The sequence below is a fragment of the Nocardia transvalensis NBRC 15921 genome, assembly GCF_000308875.1.
In the GTDB taxonomy this organism is placed as follows: Bacteria; Actinomycetota; Actinomycetes; order Mycobacteriales; family Mycobacteriaceae; genus Nocardia; species Nocardia transvalensis.
In genome coordinates, this window is record NZ_BAGL01000121.1 from 36,791 (window position 1) to 55,200 (window position 18,410).

The following is an 18,410-nucleotide window of genomic DNA, read 5'->3' on the forward strand; positions in this document are numbered from 1 at the left end:
TTTTCGCGTTGGTTTGGCATCACGGTTGGCATCATTAGCCGAACTAAGTATCACCTGTGCTGTGGTGTCCTTGGCATCCCGGCCCGGTTGTGCGCGTGACAGCGCGGACGGGGGAACCTCCGTCGGGGCAGAGCTTCAACGGTCGTGGCGCAGCATCGGTTACCGAACCGGCTCCGGCACTCATCGGCGGCGCCAACTGTGGTTGTCGCAGGTTTGTGCCCTCGGCAGGACACGCAAACATGGCAACGGGAAAGCGGCTGGTCATCGTGGGTGTGTGTCCGGTCTATCAAGGGGGCCAGTCTGTACTGACCGGCCAACCGTTCCCATGTTCACAGTGTCTGCGGCGGGGCACTGTGAACATGGGAACGTGGATGACCCGGGAAGTTGCTCTGGCTGCTTGATGGCTGAAGCAGATTTCGTCCTTGGTTGAGCGGAGAGGGGCCGCGATTGAGCAGCTGGTGGCACGAATCTCCAGAAGCAGCTGGCGGCCGGTTTAGACAGCAAAGGAGATGCCCACCCGCTATGGCCCACGCCCCCTGCGTGTGTCCAGGGTTCAGGGTCACTGTCATGGCATGAGGTGCCCCTGATCATTGATCAGATCGGAGGCAAGCGTATGCAGGGCGAATAGGTCGACTGTGGGTAGAGCGGGTATCGGTATCTCCCACCTGGAAATCGACCATGCATGTGCCAGCAGGTGCTTGGATGACTTGCTCAGCTCGGGTGGGTCAGTCGGGCTGGCTCGCCTACTGACCAGACCCCGAGGACTGCCCACGGGGTTAGGGGCAGGTGACTTTCTCCGGCTTACTACCCCGGCGATCGTAGTTAGGACTTCAGCCTGCAGTTCCGGGTCCGGGAGGGTGTGAGCAAGGGTTTCGGCGCGGTCGGGGTCGTAGCAGGCTACCGCCTTCATGATCCGGGCGAGCGTGATGGCCAGCGCGAACGGGTCGGTGATGGTGTGTGCCAGGGTCTCGACCTGATCGGCGAGCCGTGCGGCCCGATCGGGGTCGCTGCTGACCACCGCCTCCGCGATCCGGGCGAGCGCGTGGGCCTGCAAATCCGGGTCGGCGATGCCGTGTACGAGGGCCTCGGCACGGTCGGGGTCGTGGCCGGCTACCGCCTCCGCGATCCCGGCGAGCGTGACGGCCTGCAAGTACGGGTCGGTGATGGTGTGTGCCAGGGCCTCGACCTGATCGGCGAGCGGCGCGGCCCGATCGGGGTCGCTGCCGGCTACCGCCCTCATGGCCCCGGCGAGCGTGTGTGCCTGCAAATTCGGGTCGGTGATGCTATGTACGAGGGCCTCGGCGTGGCCGGGGTCGTGGCCGGCTACCGCCTCCGCGATCCCGGCGAGCGTGACGGCCTGCAAGTACGGGTCGGTGATGGTGTGTGCTCGGGCCTCGGCACGGTCGACGAGTAGAGCGGCACGCTCAGCGTCTGACCTACTTACCGCCGCCGCGATCCTGGCGAGCACGTCGGCCTGTCGGTCGGGTCCGCGGAAGAAGTAGAAGAGGGATTCGGCGTGGCCCTGTTGGCCAAGGCGTACCAGCACGGTGAGCAACCGGAGTGGAATCACGGTTAGCAAATCGGGGGGAAGTGTGTCATTTCGGTTGTCTAGGTAGTCGCGGTGGCGAGCCAGGCGCGCGGTACTGATCAGGTCCGGGTCGGGCTGATCGCGAATGTGTTGTTGCACGGTGCGGATCTCGCACAGCACGGTCGCATCACTACCGGTGTGTGTGCGCAGCCGGTCGTGGCGGGCGCGGTCGAGACCCGCTTCGATCATCCGGTCGAGATTGCGATGCCGATCCAGAACGGAGAAGTAACCGCGGAGGAGGAAGTCGGGGGTCTCGGGCGGCCAGCACAGATTCCGATAGTGGTCGGCCCATGAGTGCAACCGGCTCAGGCCCGGAGTCAAATATCGAGTGCCGAGTTGTTTCTCGGCGGTGTGCTGCAAGGTCTCGTGCGCCAGCACATACACCGGGTCCGCGGCTTCGCCGGGCCGCGACGACATAGCGGTTTCATATGTGCGAAAACTGCGTCCTGTGGCTGCTTGGAGCAACCCGTCGATCTCGTACGGTGCCATCCCACTGAGTTCGGCCAGTTCAGTGGCGGTCAGGCCGTTGGCGGCGGTGATCAGCGCGAGCAGATATCGATGCTCATCAGGTCCGTTGAGCAGCGCGTTGAGTTCGGCAGTCGCCGCTCGTTTGATATCGGCGGCGAACGGTGATGGCGAGAGTGGGTAGTGCCTGATACCCCCCAGGGGGTGTCCATGTGGGATGGGCAAAGTGGGACAGTGCCGACTGGAGACAATAACTCGCAGGTTCGGGTCCGGGCGCGAAGGCAGGTGGGTCACGATCGGTGACTCACCAGCGTCTTCGTCCAGGCCGTCGACCACGAGCACCAATCGCCGGCCAGCCTCGGCTTCGCGCCGCGCAGCAAGGGTGAGTAATTCGTTGCGCAACCCGTCACGATAAATCCTCGCATCTGCGATCCGCGCGCGCTGATCGGGAAACAACACGGCGAGTTGATCCAGCACCGCCTCGGTGAACGCGCGGTGGTCGTTCTGATCGGCGACAGGATCACTGACGAAGAACCCGATCACCGTCAGATCAGATTCGTGCTCCAGCAAGAACGACACCAGCAACGCCGACTTACCCGCCCACGGTTCGGCTCGTATCCACATGTACGGGTGGTCACCATGGCAGAACTCTGTCAAGTCGTTGAGTTCCTCGCCCCTCTCCCGCAATCCGCCGATCGGCGCCTTTAGCCCGCGTATATGCGCCACATAAGACGACTCACCCGACGGCAATGCACCACCCGACGCCGCGTGGACGTCGTAATGGTGGTGCTCGGTGTGAGAGATTGACACGTCTCGCCCGGCTTTCACTCGGTCGAAATCGTAAACCGGGCTCGCCGACGGGCGATCTTTACGTCTCACGGCTGCGAGGTGCTGTCACGGCTGGCGTCGATATCTTCAAACACCATGTCCCCGCCGGAATGTACCCGGCTTGCGCGGACACCGCCTCCACGAACCTTCTTGACCCGCAGCGCTCTTCCCGCCTACACGTTGCTCAGCGCGAGACTCGCCACCGGCTCCCGGGCGGCAGTCGATTGCCCGTTCTGCATCCACAGCGACGCCGCGAACACGGCCACCGTCAGCACCCCGACAGCCACCCAGGTCCATGCCGAATTACCGCTGCCCGTGGCATAATTGACCGTCACCGCCAGGCCCGTCGACACCATCGCGGTCGCCGCCGTAGGCGCTACCACGCGCGACAGAGTCTGTCCTGAAGCCACACCAACCTCCCGCCCGACATATACGCCCGATCCTCTCAGCCCCACTCTCCGGAATCCAGCGAAGCAGTCAATTGTGCCGGACCACAAGCAGAATACGCCCGAGAAAACCAAATACTCACTGTCCGAGAACTTCCGGCCCCCTCAAGAGTTTGTGCCGTGTCTCCCTCGGACACGCCCCTACTCCATCAGGCGTCTGAGTAGTTGTCGGAACCGTTGCGCGCCACTCGGGTGCCCTTGGCAGGATCACATGTAGATGAGAACTGTGGTGACCTGGGGTTTCTCGGTGGTCGATTGGTTTTGAAGCCGATTTCGCGCTCTGATGGTGTGTATGGACGTGGGTCGTCGGTGCCGCGTCGATACCTGTTCGACCGCATGACGGCCGAGGATCGGTTGAAGGCGACCACCGAGGTGATCGACGACTCGAACAAGAAATTCCCGCTCACCGACTCCAACGCTGAAGCCGCCCTGCGAACAGGCCCGGCAGGAACCACACCCCAGGTTGCCGGGCCCGGCGGTGCGGGCGCGGATATCACGTTCGTCGACGACGCCGGCAATGTCGTCGCCCCACCCACCACGACCAGCGGCGAGCACCGGCACCACATCGCGCACCTCGACGTCTCGGTCTTCGTCAGCCCCGCCGACCAGCACTCTGCCGCAGCCCTGGGCCAAGCCGCATAACAGTCGTCCCGTCCAGTAACCGCCCGCACCAGCGCTTAGACAGGACCCGCCATGAGCGAACTCCCACCCACCGAACCCGCCACCGACACCGTCGTGCCGGTGTCTGTGTGGGCCACCGCCCAGACGCCCCTGCCACGCAATGACGGGGCCGCTACCACCCCGACGGCACCGCCCACCCAGCGAAAATGCTGCCCGCAGTCGCCGCTCACGCCATCACTCACTACACTGCCCGGCGACCTCGTCTTGGACCCCATGTGCGGATCCGGCACCACCATCGTCGAAGCCCTTCACCTCGGCCGCCGCGCACTCGGCGTCGAATACGAATCCCGTTGGGCCGCCATCGCCCATACCGACATCGACCTCGCCCGCGCAGCCGGCTACGACCAGGAGGCGGCCGTGTTCACCGGCGATGCCCGCCGACTCGACACCTTGCTGCCTGCCAGACACCTCGGCGCTGTCGATCTGATCATCACCTCACCGCCCTGCGGCGACTCCACCCACGGACACGTCAGCACCAAACCCGGCGAAGGCGTCCGCAAGCGCAACAATCGCTACGGGTCGACACTCGACCGCGGTCAACTCGCCAACATCGGCCTCGGACGTCTACTGTCCGGATTCACACGCATCCTCGCCGCTGGCACCGCCTACTTGCGCCCCGGCGGCCACGTCGTGATCACGGCCCGTCCCTGATGGCAGCACACCGAACTGGTCGACCTGCCCTCCCACATCATCACCTGCGGCACCTAAGCCGGACTCGAACCCACCGAACGCTGCGCCGCTCTCCTCGGCCGCCTCGCAGACGGCGCCCTCCTCGCCCACAGCAGCTTCTTCCGGCGCGACTTCATCAACCGACAGCGCCGCGCCGGACTAACCGCCCACCTCATCACTCACGAGGACGTGCTGATCTTCCGCAAGCCGCTGAAGTGCGCGGATATACCGAACTCAGCCACCATCGACACAGATCTTGGGCGTGGACCGAACACTGGGACCGTGCACAGCGGCGACCTGCAACAGCTGACGGCACCGATGCTGGTGAAGTTCTACACCCGGCTGCTGATCGACGCACCCATTAAGCCCGACAACAACATTCGCATGTACGAGTATTGGGCAAAGATGGCCAGCCGAAGCGGTCAGCCCACACCGCGGGAGGTCAGCGTCGCCTGCGGAGTCAGCATCCACGCCGCGCGTACCGCCGTGCGCCGCTATAGGGCCGGACGGATACCGACCCCGAAACCCGCTGGGCTGGAACCCAAAACCGTCCGCAACATTCACCTCGCACTGGACCGTGCCCTGGTCGACGCCGTCGCCTGGAAGTACCTCGTCGACAATCCCGCCGCGAACGCGAAACCGCCCCGCAAACCCCGGAGCCCGCCGGCCGGTATGGACACCCGATCAGGCGACCCGGTTCATGGACAGCATCCGCTTCGACCGGTTCTACGCTCTGTTCCGGCTAGAGCTGACCACCGGGCTGCGGCGGGCCGAAATCTGCGGGATCCGCTGGCCCTCATTAGGTCTCGACAACGCAGTGCTGTCGGTGCACCAGGGTCGGGTGTTCGTCGCTGGCTACGCCCAGGGCACACAGGTCAAGACAGAGGATTCTGCCCGCTCGATAGCACTCAACCCCGAGACCGTCCAGGCACTGCGTGATTGGAAGGCCATCTAAGACGCCGAACGCGCACTCTACGGTGACGACTTCCGCGACACCGATCTCGTGTTCACCTACGAAGACGGCCGCCCGGTGCGCCCGGACTCGGCTCGGGAACGGTTCAAGCGTTTGGCCGCGCGGGCCGGGCTACCCGAGATCCGCTTCTACGACCTGCGCCACACTTACATCACGGGAGCCCTCGCCGCCGGAATCAACCCCAAAGTGGTCAGCCAACGCGCAGGCCACGCCGACGTCACCTTCACCCTCAAGACCTACCAGCACGTCCTGCCCGGCATGGACGAAGACGCAGCCGCCCGAGCCGCAACGCACCTGCTGGGCGCTACTCCCTCGGCAGCTTCCGAAACTACTGATCCTCAGAACATTCCAGAGAGCGCTGGTTCCGTATTCACGGGCCAAATATGAGAGTCGGGTGGAGGAATCGCCATGAGCCGATAGATGCGGTGTCGTGCCTAGTGAATTCAGGTTTCTGTTAGAGGACGCCGGGACTGGCCACCCGAATTGCTCGGCTTACTCCTGCGATGCAATAAAAGTGGCCAGCGTGCTTCTGATTGTCGCTTCTTGTTCTACTGGGTACCCACGAGCGAGGCAGGCGCGGGCGAAGTCGGCGATTGGGTCGGCGCTATTTGTCGCATCGTGGAGCCCGTCTCGACTCGCCTGGCCGAAGGCTTTCCGCTTCGGGTGTTCGGCGATACCGGCATCGAGGACGGTGACGTCGTCGGTGGAAGCCAGTGCACCGAGTATCCGGCGAGCGATCCTGACACCGCCGAGGTCGGCATCGGTGGCTATGGCGGTGGCTGCCACGCCGGTCGACAGCCGACGGATCAGGCGCAGAGCGTGTTTGGAAGGTTGCCCTGCACTCCACACTGTGGCGACGTCGGGTGCTGTGTCGCAGACAGCCTCGGCGGCTTGGAGATTTTCCACGATAACGAGTAGCCGAGTGCTTGGGCCGAGGCGGACATCGAACGTCGAACGTTGGTCTACTCGGAATTGTACTGGCCCATCGACGGCAGCGAGGTCAATGTTTCCGGCAGCGGTATGGATCGTGATCGGTCCGCCCAGACCGATGTATGGACTACGGCGGAGGCCCAAGGCGATCAATGTTTCTGGTGCGGCTCCTGCTTCTGCCAGCACTTTTGGGGAATCTTCTCGGGTCTTCGTTTCACGGAAATGTGTCTGGCTGAACGCGCGAGGGCCATCGTGGGTTACACCGTCCACTAGGTCTTCGGCGGCGTAGACCAGCACCGGCAGGCGGGGGTTGTTCGGTCCGGTGGCGATTAGAGCTTTGGCCAGCCCCGGGTCTGTGGCGGCTATTTGGCGTGCGGCGTCTTGGGCTCTCGTCTGCCACAGCTGTGCGTCGTCGCTCTGACATATGTCGTTGCGTCGTTGGTGTTCGTCCCATATCGAAGTCCGCTGCCAGCGCAGGATGTCGGTGATATGGGCGAATTCATCGACCGTACAGATCAGGTCAACGACGCCGGCCACGGCGAGGCGCACGGCATGCTCCCGGGCGTCGTGGCCGAACCGCTGCTCGATGGACGCCCAGTAGCGCCGTTGTGCCTTGATTGCCCAGCGAAGATCCTCGACAGCGACACCTTCGACAGTCATTTCAGGATGGGGGGAGTCATTTGGGTGGCGGGCACTCAGTCTCACGTTTGTGAGCTTGAGTCGTCCCTTTCGGTCGCGCGGCAGGGTGCCGTTCGGGCGGGGAATCGCCAGAGAGGTCAGGCCGTCGGGGACGCCAGAAACGGGGACTGGTGTGGAGGAAGGTGCATCAGACAAGGCTGCGCCCTGCGGTGAGCCATTCGCGGACCAACTCGATGCGCTGCCCGTTGGCGTCGTAGCCCCACGCGCGCGTTGGCCGGTTATATGCCTCGGTGGGCGATTGGTGGCAGAACCAGAGGATTTCGCCGCACACGCCTGCGGCGTCGCCGATGACGGAATCCTGGCAGGTGCCCAGGATGGTGACTCGTTGTTGTGCGGCCACTTCGTTCAGGTCGCGTAGGACATCCTTGCGGTTGACGTCGCCGAGGCTGTTGCCGAGTTCATCGAGGACTAGCATGCGCCCCTCGGCGCCGTCGGCCGCAAGCAGGGCTGCGAGGACCAGTTGGATGGCGAAGACTTTAACCTGTGCACCGTTTGCCACCTCTCGGTAGGAGACCATGCTTCCCGAGGGTGAGCGGCGCCAGCGAGGTGAGACCTCCCAGGTCCACGGCATGGTCGGGGTTGCCGGCCGGGTTTCGGTGATGTGCAGTTCGGCCCCGAATCCGCCGCGGGCTCGATTGAGCCGGTTCAGCGCGATACTGATCTTGTTGAGCGACGTCTCCACTCTGCTACTGATGACGTCCTGAAGCCGGCCCATCTCGGCGTCGAGATCGCCGATTTCGGTCTGCATCGCTTCTATTCGAGTGGCTCGTTGCTGTTGGGATCGACTGATTCTTGACTCCAGGATCTGATCGCTGTCGGCCCGTGTGTCGAGTAGGTCCCGCAACGGCCGGGCGATACTGGTGAAGTCCGAGTCTTTACCTGCGACGCCCGCGTCGCCGTCGGCCAGACGCTGGCGACGTTGGCGCGCTTCGGCAAGCTCCGGCGGCACCTCGGTCGCCGCATTGGTGTAGGCGTCAAGCGCGTCCTTGAGTTTTTCTGCGGCGCGATGTCGCAGGGAGCGTGGTCGCAGTGTCCGGATCTGCTCGGACTGGGCGTCCAGCAGGTTCTGTGCGGCTTCGGAAGTGTCTGCCCATCCGGCCAACCAGTAATCGAGGTTCAGCTTGTCGCGGTCTTGTTTCCGTTGTTGGAGCTTGCCTTGCCGGGAGGAGACCTCGCCGTCACACAATCTCACTGCCCCGACGGCCAGCTCGATCTGCTGTTCGTGCCCCTGGCTCGCGGCTCGTGCATTAACCCAGACGTTTTGGGTGTCCTCGACGGCGGTGTTCAGCGTGGCCAGTTGTGTATCCAGGTCTGAGATCTGTTCGGTCAGTTCGGCCTCCTGCGTCTCAAGTTGCTCCAATTCCTGGACGGCTTGGGCCGCAGCGAGGGTGTCCTGCGCTGCTTCGAGCGACAGCCGTGCGTACTCCTCGGCGTCCTTCCTTGTGGTTAATTGTTGTGTCGCACTAAATAATTCGATTTCGGCAGAAGCGATGCGGGCTGCACGACCGGCGATCTCGTCGGTGAATCCGCCCTGGACCGAGACACCGAGTTCTGCATCGACGGCGCGGTCTGGATCAGGCCGGAATTCCGTGCGGCGCTCAAGGGTCCGAATAAATCCTGCAACCGGGACTGTGGCCGAGACGCCGTCCGGGAGTTCGGCTGGCTGTCTATTGAGCGGTCCGTCGGCAGTCAGGACTTCTGCCCCGGGCGAGCCCGCGAGCAGTATAAGCGCATCGTCCTCGTCCTTCCCCGGTGATACGACGATCGTGTTGCGGTACGGCCACAAGCGGGGTTCCCAGTGCGGACGTACCGCTGTCTCCAGGGTGATCTCATCGAGTAGCAATGCGGCCGGTATGTTGTTCGCCCGCAGCAATTCCAATGCGGGGCCGGCAGGGCCGCCGCTACCTGACCGTGCATCGGTCAGTGCTCGATCGGCCTTGGTATGCGATCGCTCTGCGTCGAGACGATACTGGCGCGCTTCTTCGAATAGTTCTTTCGCGGCATGGACTTCGGCCTCTGCATCCACAGCAGTGATCCCGGTCCAGGCATCCCGTAGCGGCAGCAGCTCAACTCGTTTTTGCTTGAGTTCACCGAGCTTGCTGTTGGTAATTCCGCGTTGCACGTTCGCGGTCTCGTATTTCTCCTTGGCCTCGCGGTGGTGCGTCTTCGCGACATCCTCCTCCTCGTGCAGGTTGGTCTGTGCTCGGAGCTCCTGAACAGCGGTCCGCTTGCCCTCGAGCTCGAGCTTGAGGTCGCTGACCTGCTGTTCGAGTTCACCGATTATCTCCGCGAGTGAGCGATCGGTGGCAGAGACATCCAAATATCCGCTGGCGAAATGTAAACGCCACATGTGTTCGCCGTCTGCCAAATGCTGCCGTGCCTGGTTGCGGTGGTGAACCGCGTCGAGGTCGGTCTGCTCGTTCGTGCGTGCCTGCGAATCTTCCGCGATCGTGGTGGCAAGCCGATCTTGCTGTTCGGCCAGTTTGCTGCGCTGCTCCTTTTCGGTCTCGAGTAGGCCCTGCCTGCCGGTTAGCTCGATTAGGGCATCTCCGATCCGGGCCGGTGTCATTTCGGTCATTTGCTGGGATAGCAGGGAGGGCGCGGACGGACGCATCGGAGTGTCGAGGTAGGCCATGCATCGCGGCGCTTGTCCGTACAGCTCGCCGGCGAAGCGCCGCGGCCCGAGCTCCTGGGTTCGGGGCAACGCCTCCCACAGGCTGTCGGCGATGGCGTCCCGTTCGAGATCGGTGTCGGCGATAGCAATATGCAGGCCATACGTCCAGCGAACTTTGACATACGGTGGGCCAGAGGCAACGCGTAACCATACGGTCAGCGCCGTGGTCTGTGGACTGTCTGGCTCCGCGAAGACACCGACGATGTAGCCGCGGTCAGCCCGCGCGTACCGATGTTGTGGATCGAGGCCGGCCGACTCTGGTTTGAAGAGCAGGCTGGCAGCGTACTGGGAGCCGTTGGCTTCCAGTCGCCATTGGGCTTCGCCCAGCAGCAGCGACACCGCGGCTAGAAAGGACGTCTTGCCCGACCCGTTGGAATCGCTCTTGGGTCCCTGGCCGGACACGGCGACGAATGTCCCGGGGACAAGCGCGACCGCGTGCGTGGTTAATCGTGCGATGTCGAATGTCTGGACTGCGACGAGGTGACGATTGCCGACGACCCCGTTCCGGCTCGAGTGCTCGGTGTCGGTATCCAGGTCGATCACAAGATCTCCCCGTTCTGTGTGGTTTGTTGGCGGCGGGCGAGGCGGCGTCGGCGGATGACGTCGGCCATGACGCCGTGAGGTTGTGCGAGCAGAATCATGTTTTCCCAAAGTGTTTCGGAGACCTGCGCTGTCAATCGGGCCAGCTGAGGTCCGGGCAGGTAGCTGTGGTGCACTCCGTACCCCAGAATTCCGGCCTCGCGTAGCCGCTGGAGGGCGGCGCGTACCTTGACATCCGGCACCTTGGACTTCAGGAGCTGCTTCGTATGTACTGGTTCTCCGTCTGTCCAGTCGTGCCCTCGAATCCGGCCGGCGGAACGCGGTATCGCGACGCTATGCAGAAGTACGAGTGCGAGCACCGCACGGTCATCCGGTCGCAACACGCCGATACCGGCCGCGGCGAGACGTTGGCCGATGCGATCGTCGTAGCCCGACAGGTAGCCGCTGCCGATGCGAAGCAGGACACGGCCGTGTTCACCGAGGCAACGCTCAAGCGTCGCGCGCAGAGACGGATCGAGCAAGGCTCGGAATCCTTCAACGGTTACGGGGTTGTCCGCAGTCTCCACCGCTGCTAGAGCGTCGAGCACGTCTACCTGTCGCGCGGGCGGGAGATCCGCCAGTGGCAGCCCGGTCATCTGTCGTCCTCCGGTCGGGTGGCGGGTGTCAGCGGCAGCCGGTCATACACAGCTCGCACCGCGATCACCTGGGCTTCTGACCAGGTGGCCACTGCCAGTCCCAAACGAACCTCGGTTCCATCGAGAATGAGAAAACCCGCTTCGTGCAGTCGGCGAAGCGCGCCCTTACGATGTCGCTGCCCTCCCTCGCCTCCGTCGACAACTCCCTTCGTCAACGGACCCAGCGCAGCCACGGAGTTGAGGACGATGTCCTCGTCGACTGCTATGCCAGGGAAGGGGTGGGCGGACCGATCCGGCCAGCAGGCCCGGAGTGCCGCAGCGAAAATCAGGAGCAACACGGTAGGCGGCTTCGCACGAACCATCCCGGTGTCCGCCGCCGGTTCGGATCCCTCGATCCAGCCCAAGGTGAGCACCGACCGCTGACCGGGCAGCGTCGCCTGGCACAACCTCCTGCCGGCGCGTTCGGCTGCCTCTCGCCACAATGCCACCGTCGTCGCGGAGTCCGGTGCGGGCACGTAGCCCCCGGCCCGCATTGTGGCCAGCGCAAGTGCGGTTGGTGACAATTCACTCATGCTCCACCGCCTCATCGGCGATGTTCGTGATTGCGATCGAGGTAACGGGCGGACTCTCGGTGCGGCGCAACGACACCGGCGTCAGATACGACACCGGTGCGTCTGCATCCGCGAGCAGTTCGTCGCTCATCTCGATCTCGAACGGCGACTCGGGATCGGCGTGGGCACCGAGCAACTCGACGAGCATATTCGCCGCGCCTGGCCAGCCCGCTGCGCGTAAGCGGCTGGTCAGGTCCGTGTGATTGCTGCCCTGCAGGTGGAGTTCAGCTCCACGGTCACGTCTTCGGCGTGCGGCTTCGGCTCGTCGTTCGACTCGTTCCATCGGGTCGGGCCCCGGCGGAGGGTCCGCCGGACGTGGAGGACGTCGGCGCACTGCCACACGCGGGCGAAACTGCTGTACGCCTTCGGCGACAACAGCCGGTTCCAGCCATGGACTCGGCGGATCGAAGACGGTGGCGGCGAAAACCTCTGCAAGGGCGTCCAGCGGGGCGGTGCGCGCAGCTTCCAGATATTCCTCCGGGTCCAAGAGGGAGAAGTCGCGTGCGGCGGCGCCTTCGTCCAGCAACCGGCCGATGAACTGCTCACGGGCTCCGACGTATCGCTGGGTCTCGACCACCAATCGGTAGGCGTCCGGATCCAACTCGGGAAAAGCAACTCGCACTTGATCATTGAGTTCGAAGACGTCGTTCATGAGTGATGCATGCCGATGATGGCCACGCTGGGCTATCAGTTCCGACAAGGGGCTCGACGACACCAACCGGAGCAGGTGGTCGGCAGAGATAGTCATCATTCGCCGCGCCTGCCTCAAGCTGGCCCGCACCTGATCCCTAGTAGCCACTCCCGAGGCGAGGTCGGCGCGTGTCCGGTCCAGCAACGTGATGAGTTCGTCCACACCACCGCGCTCGGCCAGACGGTCGAACACCAGAATCCCGGCGGCACTGGTGGGGTTGAACACGTAGCGCTGTTGATTCAGCTTGTCGAAGTGCGGCATCAACATGCCGAGCCGACAGAACAGGTCGAACCTGCTCTGGAAAGTCGCCTCATCAGTGACGCCATGGCATGCGTGTGCGAGCTGCGCTCGGGTGAGACCTCCGGTGGCATCCAACTCGCCGAATGCCTCGTAGACAGCCCGGGCTACTTCCAGCATCCCCGGTTGGTCGATGACCGCGCCCGCGTTCGCGGCAACCGGCGCTACCAGAGCCCCGACTCGCTCGAGAAGCCCGTCGGGCTCTGGGGCATTGTTATCGAACAGCGTATTCATTTCGTGCACCCCCAAAGTGCTGACGCTGCAGAAGATTACAAGAAGCCACCGACAACAATGGAGATCGCCGCCTCGGTCACTGGCGCTACGTGGGTGTCTGTAAGCCGCTGGCCAGGTCGGCTTGCACCAACTTGTCGTGTTCGTCAACTTGTCGTGTTCGTCCGGCGTCAACCATCAGGCTGTGGATCCGGCGGGCGGAGCTCCAGCCACAGGACGTCGTCGACGGCTTCGGCGATGGTGTGCAGGTAGCTGATCACCATGATGAGGTGGCCGCCGCCTGTCTGGGTGCGCACGGCGGTCAAGGCTGACTTCAGCGCGCGGTGTCCAGAGCCGCGAAACCTCGTCGAGGAGCAACGAACCGAGGCGAGGTCCGCTGCGGGAGTGCAGCTCGGCCATTGCCATGGTTTGGAGCCGAGCTTTGAGGTCGTGGATGACCGATCTGCCCTCTTGTCAACAGCTGCGGCATGATTGGTCTGTGACTAGTCCGCCGAGTACACCCGAAGTGGATGCGTTGGTTGTCTTTCTGTCTGCGGCCCTCGATACGGATATTGAGCCCGCGAAGACGATGTTGGCTGAGAATGGGTTCGACTCCATCCAGTGGACGCAGCTTCCGGCCGAGGGACTGGCCAAAGGTTTGCCTGAAATACTTGGCGATTGCGCTGGGCTCGTTGCCATCATCGACAGAACAAGTGTGGCCCCAGCGGTCCTGCTAGAAATCGGTGCTGCGTTGGGTCGTGGTCTGCCAGTCGTTGTGTTGGCCATGAAGGCTGAAGCGGCAGAGTCTCTTCCGCCGGTTCTTCGGGAGCTGGCAGTGGTAGTTGCTCAAGGTAATCGGTCGGCGTCGGGCGTCCGTCTAGCCGAGACTTTGCGGGCGCTGCTGGAGCTTCAGTCGTCTCCAAGTTCCTCGCAGGCCCTATCGGTGCCCGATCAGGCTCGATCGGCATCGATGGAACTCGTTGAGTCGGCATTCGCTGGCCAGGTCGAAGAAGTGGTTGCAGGTCTTCTCCTGAACAAAGGTGCGCGAATTGTAGCTACTCCAAAATTTCAGGTCAGCGAGGGGCGTGCCTTCATACCGGATCTGGCGATTTGGGTGGATCGCCTGCCACATCCTGGTTTCAACCCAGTCTTTGTCGAAGTCGCAGGAACCTACTGGGACGGAAGAGATCTCGTAAACGCGTTCAGCGAGCGCATCGCGGTTTTTCGTGACCAGATGGCTATCTTCGGTTGTGTACTCGGGCTTGTTGTCACACGTGATGAAAGGCCCGTGAGCTGGTACGTCGATGACAAGTCAGCTATTGCCGTGATGGGCTTGGATGTCTTGGCAGAGCAGGACCTCGTGCGCTTGCTCAGCGACGGCCGCAATCGGTGGGTGCACGGATACCGATGACGGCATACGACATCGGCAGGATCCGCCTAGAGTTGGAGAACCTCGCCGTCGCACCCAACTCCACGGCCAAAGGAAATAACCTTCAACACCTTGTCAGCTATGTGCTGAGCGAAATCCCAGGGGTTGTCATCCGGGCCAACAACGTACTGGACCATGCTCGCAGTGACGAGAAGGATCTGTGGGTCCGTCATTCGGGTATGTGCGGCCTCCCGTTCTCCGACTTGTACTTGCCCGTCGAATGCAAGAACGAACAGCGGGCGACCTCGGCCAGCGAAGTACGCGACTTCGCCGCGAAGATCCGAACCAGTTCGGGAGTAGATGGCATCCTTGTCACGCGCGGCGGCTTGACCGGTTCGTCGGCGGATCGCGCTCATGACGTCATTCATCTCGAACTGGCTAGCGGCATTCGCATCACCGTCATCACCTGTAGCGACATCGCTAAACTCACTGAACCGAGCGACCTCGTCACTCTTCTCAACGATCGGTTCTTCGAGCTTAGGTCGAACAAGACCTACGTCACGATTTAACAGGTGTCAACGGCACGACTGCTGTGACTACGGGGCAGATGCTGCGTGGACGCGGCGAAACCCGCGATGTCACTGTCGCTGAAGGCGACATGCCGCCGACCACAGGATGGTCGGTCAGCGCCGCGACCGACGAAACTGGCGGTCATCGCAGGGGATTTGGCATCAAATTTAGCATGACGACAGAACGTCAATGTTCGAGGCAGGTGGGACCGCATGGGTGCTGCAGAAGACCGGAATCCTGTTGATCTGCACAGACGGGACGCGGTGATAGGTGGAGACACGCGCGGGACCGCTCCTGGTTGGCTCATAACCCAGAGGTCGCAGGTTCAAATCCTGTCCCCGCTACTAGGGAAGCGGCCCCGGAACCACTGGTTCCGGGGCCGTTTTCGTGGCGTCCTGGCCAGGTGGGGAAGAAGTCGAGTCGGGTTGTCCGCTACTTGTCGCCGGGCTTCTGCCACAGCACGTAGCTGAAGTTGAATCTGGGGAAGTTTCCGCCGCTCGCGGAAATGGTTTGGATGCGACCGAAGCGCCCCTCGCTCGACTTCACGCAGTATCGGGTCGTGGTTTCGAAGCGGGCGGCCTCGATGAGTTCGGTCTTGGCGTACGCCACATCCGCGAGCCGGCGGCAGTCGTGCAACGTCGGTGGCTCGGGTCCGGACCACAGGGCGACCTGGGTGCCGTTGTTCGCGCCGAGGCCGGCGTCCTGCGCCACGAGGTCCGAACCGTCGGGGGTGCCGTTCTCGACCTTGTTCTTGTCGAGGTCGAACGAGTCGCCACCGAGGTTGGAATACGCGGTGATCGCGATAGTGCCTGTCTTGTAACCACTACCGTCCGGTTCCCCGGGCCACGGCTGCTCCGGCGGCGCCGCGGACGCATCCGGCGGGGCTGCGTGTACTGAGGGTTCGGCTGCCACACCGGTAGTCGAGGTCGTCGGTGGCGGCGGCGGGTCGTTCGAGCCTGCTGCGCATTGCGCGACTCCGAGCACGATGGAGACGGGAATCGCGACGACCGCGGCGATCCCTCCGATCTTCTGCCAGTCGCGTGTGCCACTACCCGCCATGACTATGTCCCCCTCCGCGGCGCCGATCTCCGATTGTTCTCGCGAACACAGTAGAGCGTTGAGCCGCAGATGATCTCGGGAACGATGGGACTTCGTCGCGCTATCGCGGGGCGAAAGGCTGAGGATATCGGCGTAATACGGGGTGCTGCGACAGTGGGAGGGCCAAGACTACGGCGTCCGAAGGAGCAGACAGATGTCAGAGGCATGGTGCGAGAATCCGAACTGCCGCGGTGCCGCCGCGAACGACTCGTCGCGGTCCGCGTCGACGGCCGGCGCGGGACGGGTGTGCTCCGACTGTCTGTCGCGCTTCTTCGAGATCCTGGAGCGACTACCGGTATTGCATGCGCGATGCGGGGAGTTGTTGCAGGGGGAGCGCGGGCGGCGGACGTCTCCGGCGCGGGGCGGGCGGCGGCAGGGCATCGTTCTGCAGGACACGCTGGTCGAGGCGCGCACCGAGATGTTGTCGCTGGCGACGTCGTGGGCGGCGATGGTGGTCGACGAGGCCCGTCCGCCGCGGCGGCCGCGCCGGGACGTGCGGACGCTGGTCGCGTTCCTGCTGGAGTACCGCGACTGGCTGGTCGCGCATCCGGCGATCGCCGATGCCGTCGACGAGTTCACCGAGGTGCACGCGCTGGCCGAGCGTGCCATCGACCCGTTACCCGAGCGGATCGAGTTAGGCCGGTGCGATAGGCCGGGATGCGATCACATGGTCTACGCCCAGATGTCACCCGGAGCCGGACCCCGGATGGTGAGCTGCCCGGCGGGCCACACCTGGCCGCCGCATCAGTGGCTGGCGCTGCACCGGCGGGCCGGGCAGGCACCGCGGCGCGGGGAGGCGGTGGCATGAGCTCGCGGACCGCCGATCGGCGCCTGGTGCCGACCGAACTCGCGGCCCTGGCCGCGGGCGTCAAACAGGAGACCATCCGGAAATGGGCCAGCCGAGGCAAATTGACCCGCTACGGCAAACCCGGCCGAGCCGAATACGACCTGTGCGAAATCCTCACGCTGGTAGGAGATTCCGGGATCGGCGAGTAGTGAATGCCTCACCCCGCCCGCCGGGTGGGCTCGAACAACGAGGGCCGCGCCAGCCCGCCGTCGAGGATCGCGCGCTCCAGTTGGCGCAGGTCCTCGGACGGTTCGAGGCCCACCTGCTGGATCAGGGTGTCGCGGGCGCGCTGGTAGACCTCCAGGGCCTCCGCCGGGCGCCCGCAGCGGTGCAGCGCGAGCATCAGGTAGCCGTATGCCTCCTCCCACAGGGGGTGGGCGTCGACGTGTGCTTGCAGGTCGGGGACGATCTCCCAGGCGCGGCCGAGCGCGAGTTCGATGCGGAAGCGCGACAATTCGGCGGCCACGCGGCGTTCGGTGAGCGGGTAGGCGATGCGCTGGATGCGGTCGCCGGGCACGTTGGCGAGCACCGGCCCGCGCCACAGGCCCAGCGCCATGCGCAGCGCCACCAGCGCCCCGGTGAGGTTGCCGTCGTTCTCCTGGACGCGGGCCTGGGCGGTCAACTCGTCGAACCGCGCGCTGTCCAGATCGGCGCCGTCGATCACCAAGCGGTAGCCGGGCGCCCGGGTCTCGATCGCGGCCTGGCAGTGACTGTCGGTGATGACCCGGCGCAGGCCCGAGACGCAGATCTGGATCTGCGATCGCGCGGTCGCCGGTGGCTCGCCGTCCCACACCGCGTCGGTCAGGCTCTCGATCGATGTGGTGCGGTTGGCGTTCAGCGCGAGCATCCCCAGCACCGCCCGCTGCCGGTAGGAGTCGAGTCTCGGCATGTCCGCATCGCCGTCGATTTCCAGCGGACCGAGAATTCTGATCTCAACCATTCTGTGTACCCCATCTCAACCGGGCCAGGCGGACGGCCCGTTGTTGCTTCCACCCCTGAATATCAAAGCCCACGGCGAGCGACCGGCCAATCCCACCTTGTGAAAGGGCACTGCGTCGAAAGTGGTAGTCCCGCTCGACAAATGTCGCAGCGTATTACGTCGACGCCGGGACCGGTTCGGGTAGTTCGATGACCACCAGCACCAGGGCCCGGTCGGCGAGATTGCACAGCCGGAACGGCGGGGGCAGCCCGCCGTCGTCGCGGATCACCTGCCCGGTCATCAGCGTGGTCCGGCCGAGTACGTGATCGCGCTCGTCCACCACCTCGACCGGCCCGCCGGAGAGGACCACGGTGATCGATCGGCACGGTTCCAGATGGAGGAAGCCGCGACAGTCGGGCAGGACCCGCTCCAGCCGGCAGATCACCCCGTCCTGATCGACCAGGACGGTGCGGTCCTCGTCGTCCGGCAGGTCCTCGCACACCGGAGTGTCGTCGGGCATCGTTGTCGTCCCATCGTCGAATAGTCCTGTGCCCCACCGCCTTCTCGACCCACCGGCGGTGTCCGGAGCGGGCGGTCAAGGGGCATTGCGATCAATGGTCGGCGAGCGCGATAAAAGCGCCGTTACATTCGCGTAAGTTCCGCCCGGAAG

At 64.0% G+C, this 18,410-nt stretch carries 17 protein-coding genes and 1 pseudogene; 7 read left to right on the forward strand and 11 right to left on the reverse strand.

All coding sequences use genetic code 11. From position 1 onward, the window contains the following. Nucleotides 1-565: 565 nt before the first annotated feature. Complete coding sequence (locus tag ON41_RS32120) at nt 566-2,932, reverse strand: P-loop domain-containing protein (RefSeq protein ID WP_157185696.1); 2,367 nt, start codon at nt 2,930-2,932, stop codon at nt 566-568. Nucleotides 2,933-3,054: 122 nt separating this feature from the next. Further along, nucleotides 3,055-3,264: a hypothetical protein gene (locus ON41_RS32125; protein WP_157185697.1), complete on the reverse strand. Its 210-nt coding sequence runs from the start codon at nt 3,262-3,264 to the stop codon at nt 3,055-3,057. 372 nt (nt 3,265-3,636) lie between these two features. Between ON41_RS32125 and ON41_RS32130 the strand changes: the two genes are divergently transcribed. The 3 genes and pseudogenes from ON41_RS32130 to ON41_RS43240 all read left to right on the forward strand — a co-directional run bounded on the left by ON41_RS32130 (nt 3,637) and on the right by ON41_RS43240 (nt 6,037). After that, a complete protein-coding gene (locus tag ON41_RS32130) occupies nt 3,637-3,969 on the forward strand; it encodes a hypothetical protein (protein ID WP_157185698.1) in 333 nt (110 codons plus the stop codon). Nucleotides 3,970-4,020: 51 nt separating this feature from the next. Beyond that, nucleotides 4,021-4,659 carry a TRM11 family SAM-dependent methyltransferase gene (locus tag ON41_RS40770; protein WP_218003590.1) on the forward strand — a complete coding sequence of 213 codons (639 nt, stop codon included), beginning with the start codon at nt 4,021-4,023 and terminating at the stop codon, nt 4,657-4,659. A 595-nt stretch (nt 4,660-5,254) separates the two neighbouring features. After that, nucleotides 5,255-6,037: pseudogene (locus tag ON41_RS43240) on the forward strand (site-specific integrase). A 105-nt stretch (nt 6,038-6,142) separates the two neighbouring features. Here the strand turns inward: ON41_RS43240 and ON41_RS40775 are convergent. From ON41_RS40775 to ON41_RS43535, 6 genes are all read right to left on the reverse strand, one after another. Further along, nucleotides 6,143-7,240: a DUF2399 domain-containing protein gene (locus tag ON41_RS40775; protein WP_083905790.1), complete on the reverse strand. Its 1,098-nt coding sequence runs from the start codon at nt 7,238-7,240 to the stop codon at nt 6,143-6,145. 166 nt (nt 7,241-7,406) lie between these two features. Then, the gene (locus ON41_RS32160; RefSeq protein WP_051162968.1) at nt 7,407-10,496 is read right to left on the reverse strand and encodes a coiled-coil domain-containing protein; all 3,090 of its coding nucleotides are present in this window, start codon (nt 10,494-10,496) and stop codon (nt 7,407-7,409) included. Further along, nucleotides 10,493-11,128: a hypothetical protein gene (locus tag ON41_RS39830; protein ID WP_063709989.1), complete on the reverse strand. Its 636-nt coding sequence runs from the start codon at nt 11,126-11,128 to the stop codon at nt 10,493-10,495. Before ON41_RS39830 ends, ON41_RS32160 begins: the two co-directional genes overlap by 4 nt. Continuing rightward, on the reverse strand, nt 11,125-11,700 hold the full coding sequence (locus ON41_RS32170) for a hypothetical protein (protein WP_157185699.1): 576 nt from the start codon (nt 11,698-11,700) through the stop codon (nt 11,125-11,127). The genes ON41_RS39830 and ON41_RS32170 overlap by 4 nt, the downstream gene beginning before the upstream one ends. Then, nucleotides 11,693-12,961 (reverse strand): hypothetical protein, encoded by a 1,269-nt coding sequence (locus ON41_RS41965; RefSeq protein WP_157185700.1) that lies wholly within the window; start codon nt 12,959-12,961, stop codon nt 11,693-11,695. Before ON41_RS41965 ends, ON41_RS32170 begins: the two co-directional genes overlap by 8 nt. Before the next feature lie 167 nt (nt 12,962-13,128). Beyond that, nucleotides 13,129-13,254 (reverse strand): hypothetical protein, encoded by a 126-nt coding sequence (locus tag ON41_RS43535; protein WP_276325765.1) that lies wholly within the window; start codon nt 13,252-13,254, stop codon nt 13,129-13,131. A gap of 137 nt (nt 13,255-13,391) precedes the next feature. On the opposite strand from ON41_RS43535, the gene ON41_RS41970 reads away from it, so the two are divergent. After that, nucleotides 13,392-14,348 (forward strand): hypothetical protein, encoded by a 957-nt coding sequence (locus ON41_RS41970; RefSeq protein WP_157185701.1) that lies wholly within the window; start codon nt 13,392-13,394, stop codon nt 14,346-14,348. After that, a complete protein-coding gene (locus tag ON41_RS32185; protein WP_040751933.1) occupies nt 14,345-14,875 on the forward strand; it encodes a restriction endonuclease in 531 nt (176 codons plus the stop codon). Before ON41_RS41970 ends, ON41_RS32185 begins: the two co-directional genes overlap by 4 nt. Nucleotides 14,876-15,308: 433 nt before the next feature. Here the strand turns inward: ON41_RS32185 and ON41_RS32190 are convergent, their stop codons facing one another. Next, the gene (locus ON41_RS32190; protein WP_157185702.1) at nt 15,309-15,788 is read right to left on the reverse strand and encodes a hypothetical protein; all 480 of its coding nucleotides are present in this window, start codon (nt 15,786-15,788) and stop codon (nt 15,309-15,311) included. Nucleotides 15,789-16,128: 340 nt separating this feature from the next. Between ON41_RS32190 and ON41_RS32195 the strand changes: the two genes are divergently transcribed. Together ON41_RS32195 and ON41_RS32200 are read left to right on the forward strand one after the other, a co-directional pair. Then, on the forward strand, nt 16,129-16,782 hold the full coding sequence (locus ON41_RS32195) for a hypothetical protein (protein WP_051162975.1): 654 nt from the start codon (nt 16,129-16,131) through the stop codon (nt 16,780-16,782). Beyond that, nucleotides 16,779-16,970, forward strand: a complete 192-nt coding sequence (locus ON41_RS32200) for a hypothetical protein (protein WP_040751935.1) — start codon at nt 16,779-16,781, stop codon at nt 16,968-16,970. Before ON41_RS32195 ends, ON41_RS32200 begins: the two co-directional genes overlap by 4 nt. 8 nt (nt 16,971-16,978) lie before the next feature. Here ON41_RS32200 and ON41_RS32205 read toward each other — a convergent pair whose 3' ends face one another. Together ON41_RS32205 and ON41_RS32210 are read right to left on the reverse strand one after the other, a co-directional pair. Then, nucleotides 16,979-17,761, reverse strand: coding sequence for an AfsR/SARP family transcriptional regulator (locus ON41_RS32205; RefSeq protein WP_051162977.1), 783 nt, complete (start codon nt 17,759-17,761; stop codon nt 16,979-16,981). A gap of 154 nt (nt 17,762-17,915) precedes the next feature. After that, nucleotides 17,916-18,260, reverse strand: a complete 345-nt coding sequence (locus ON41_RS32210; protein ID WP_040751936.1) for a hypothetical protein — start codon at nt 18,258-18,260, stop codon at nt 17,916-17,918. Nucleotides 18,261-18,410: the final 150 nt, after the last annotated feature.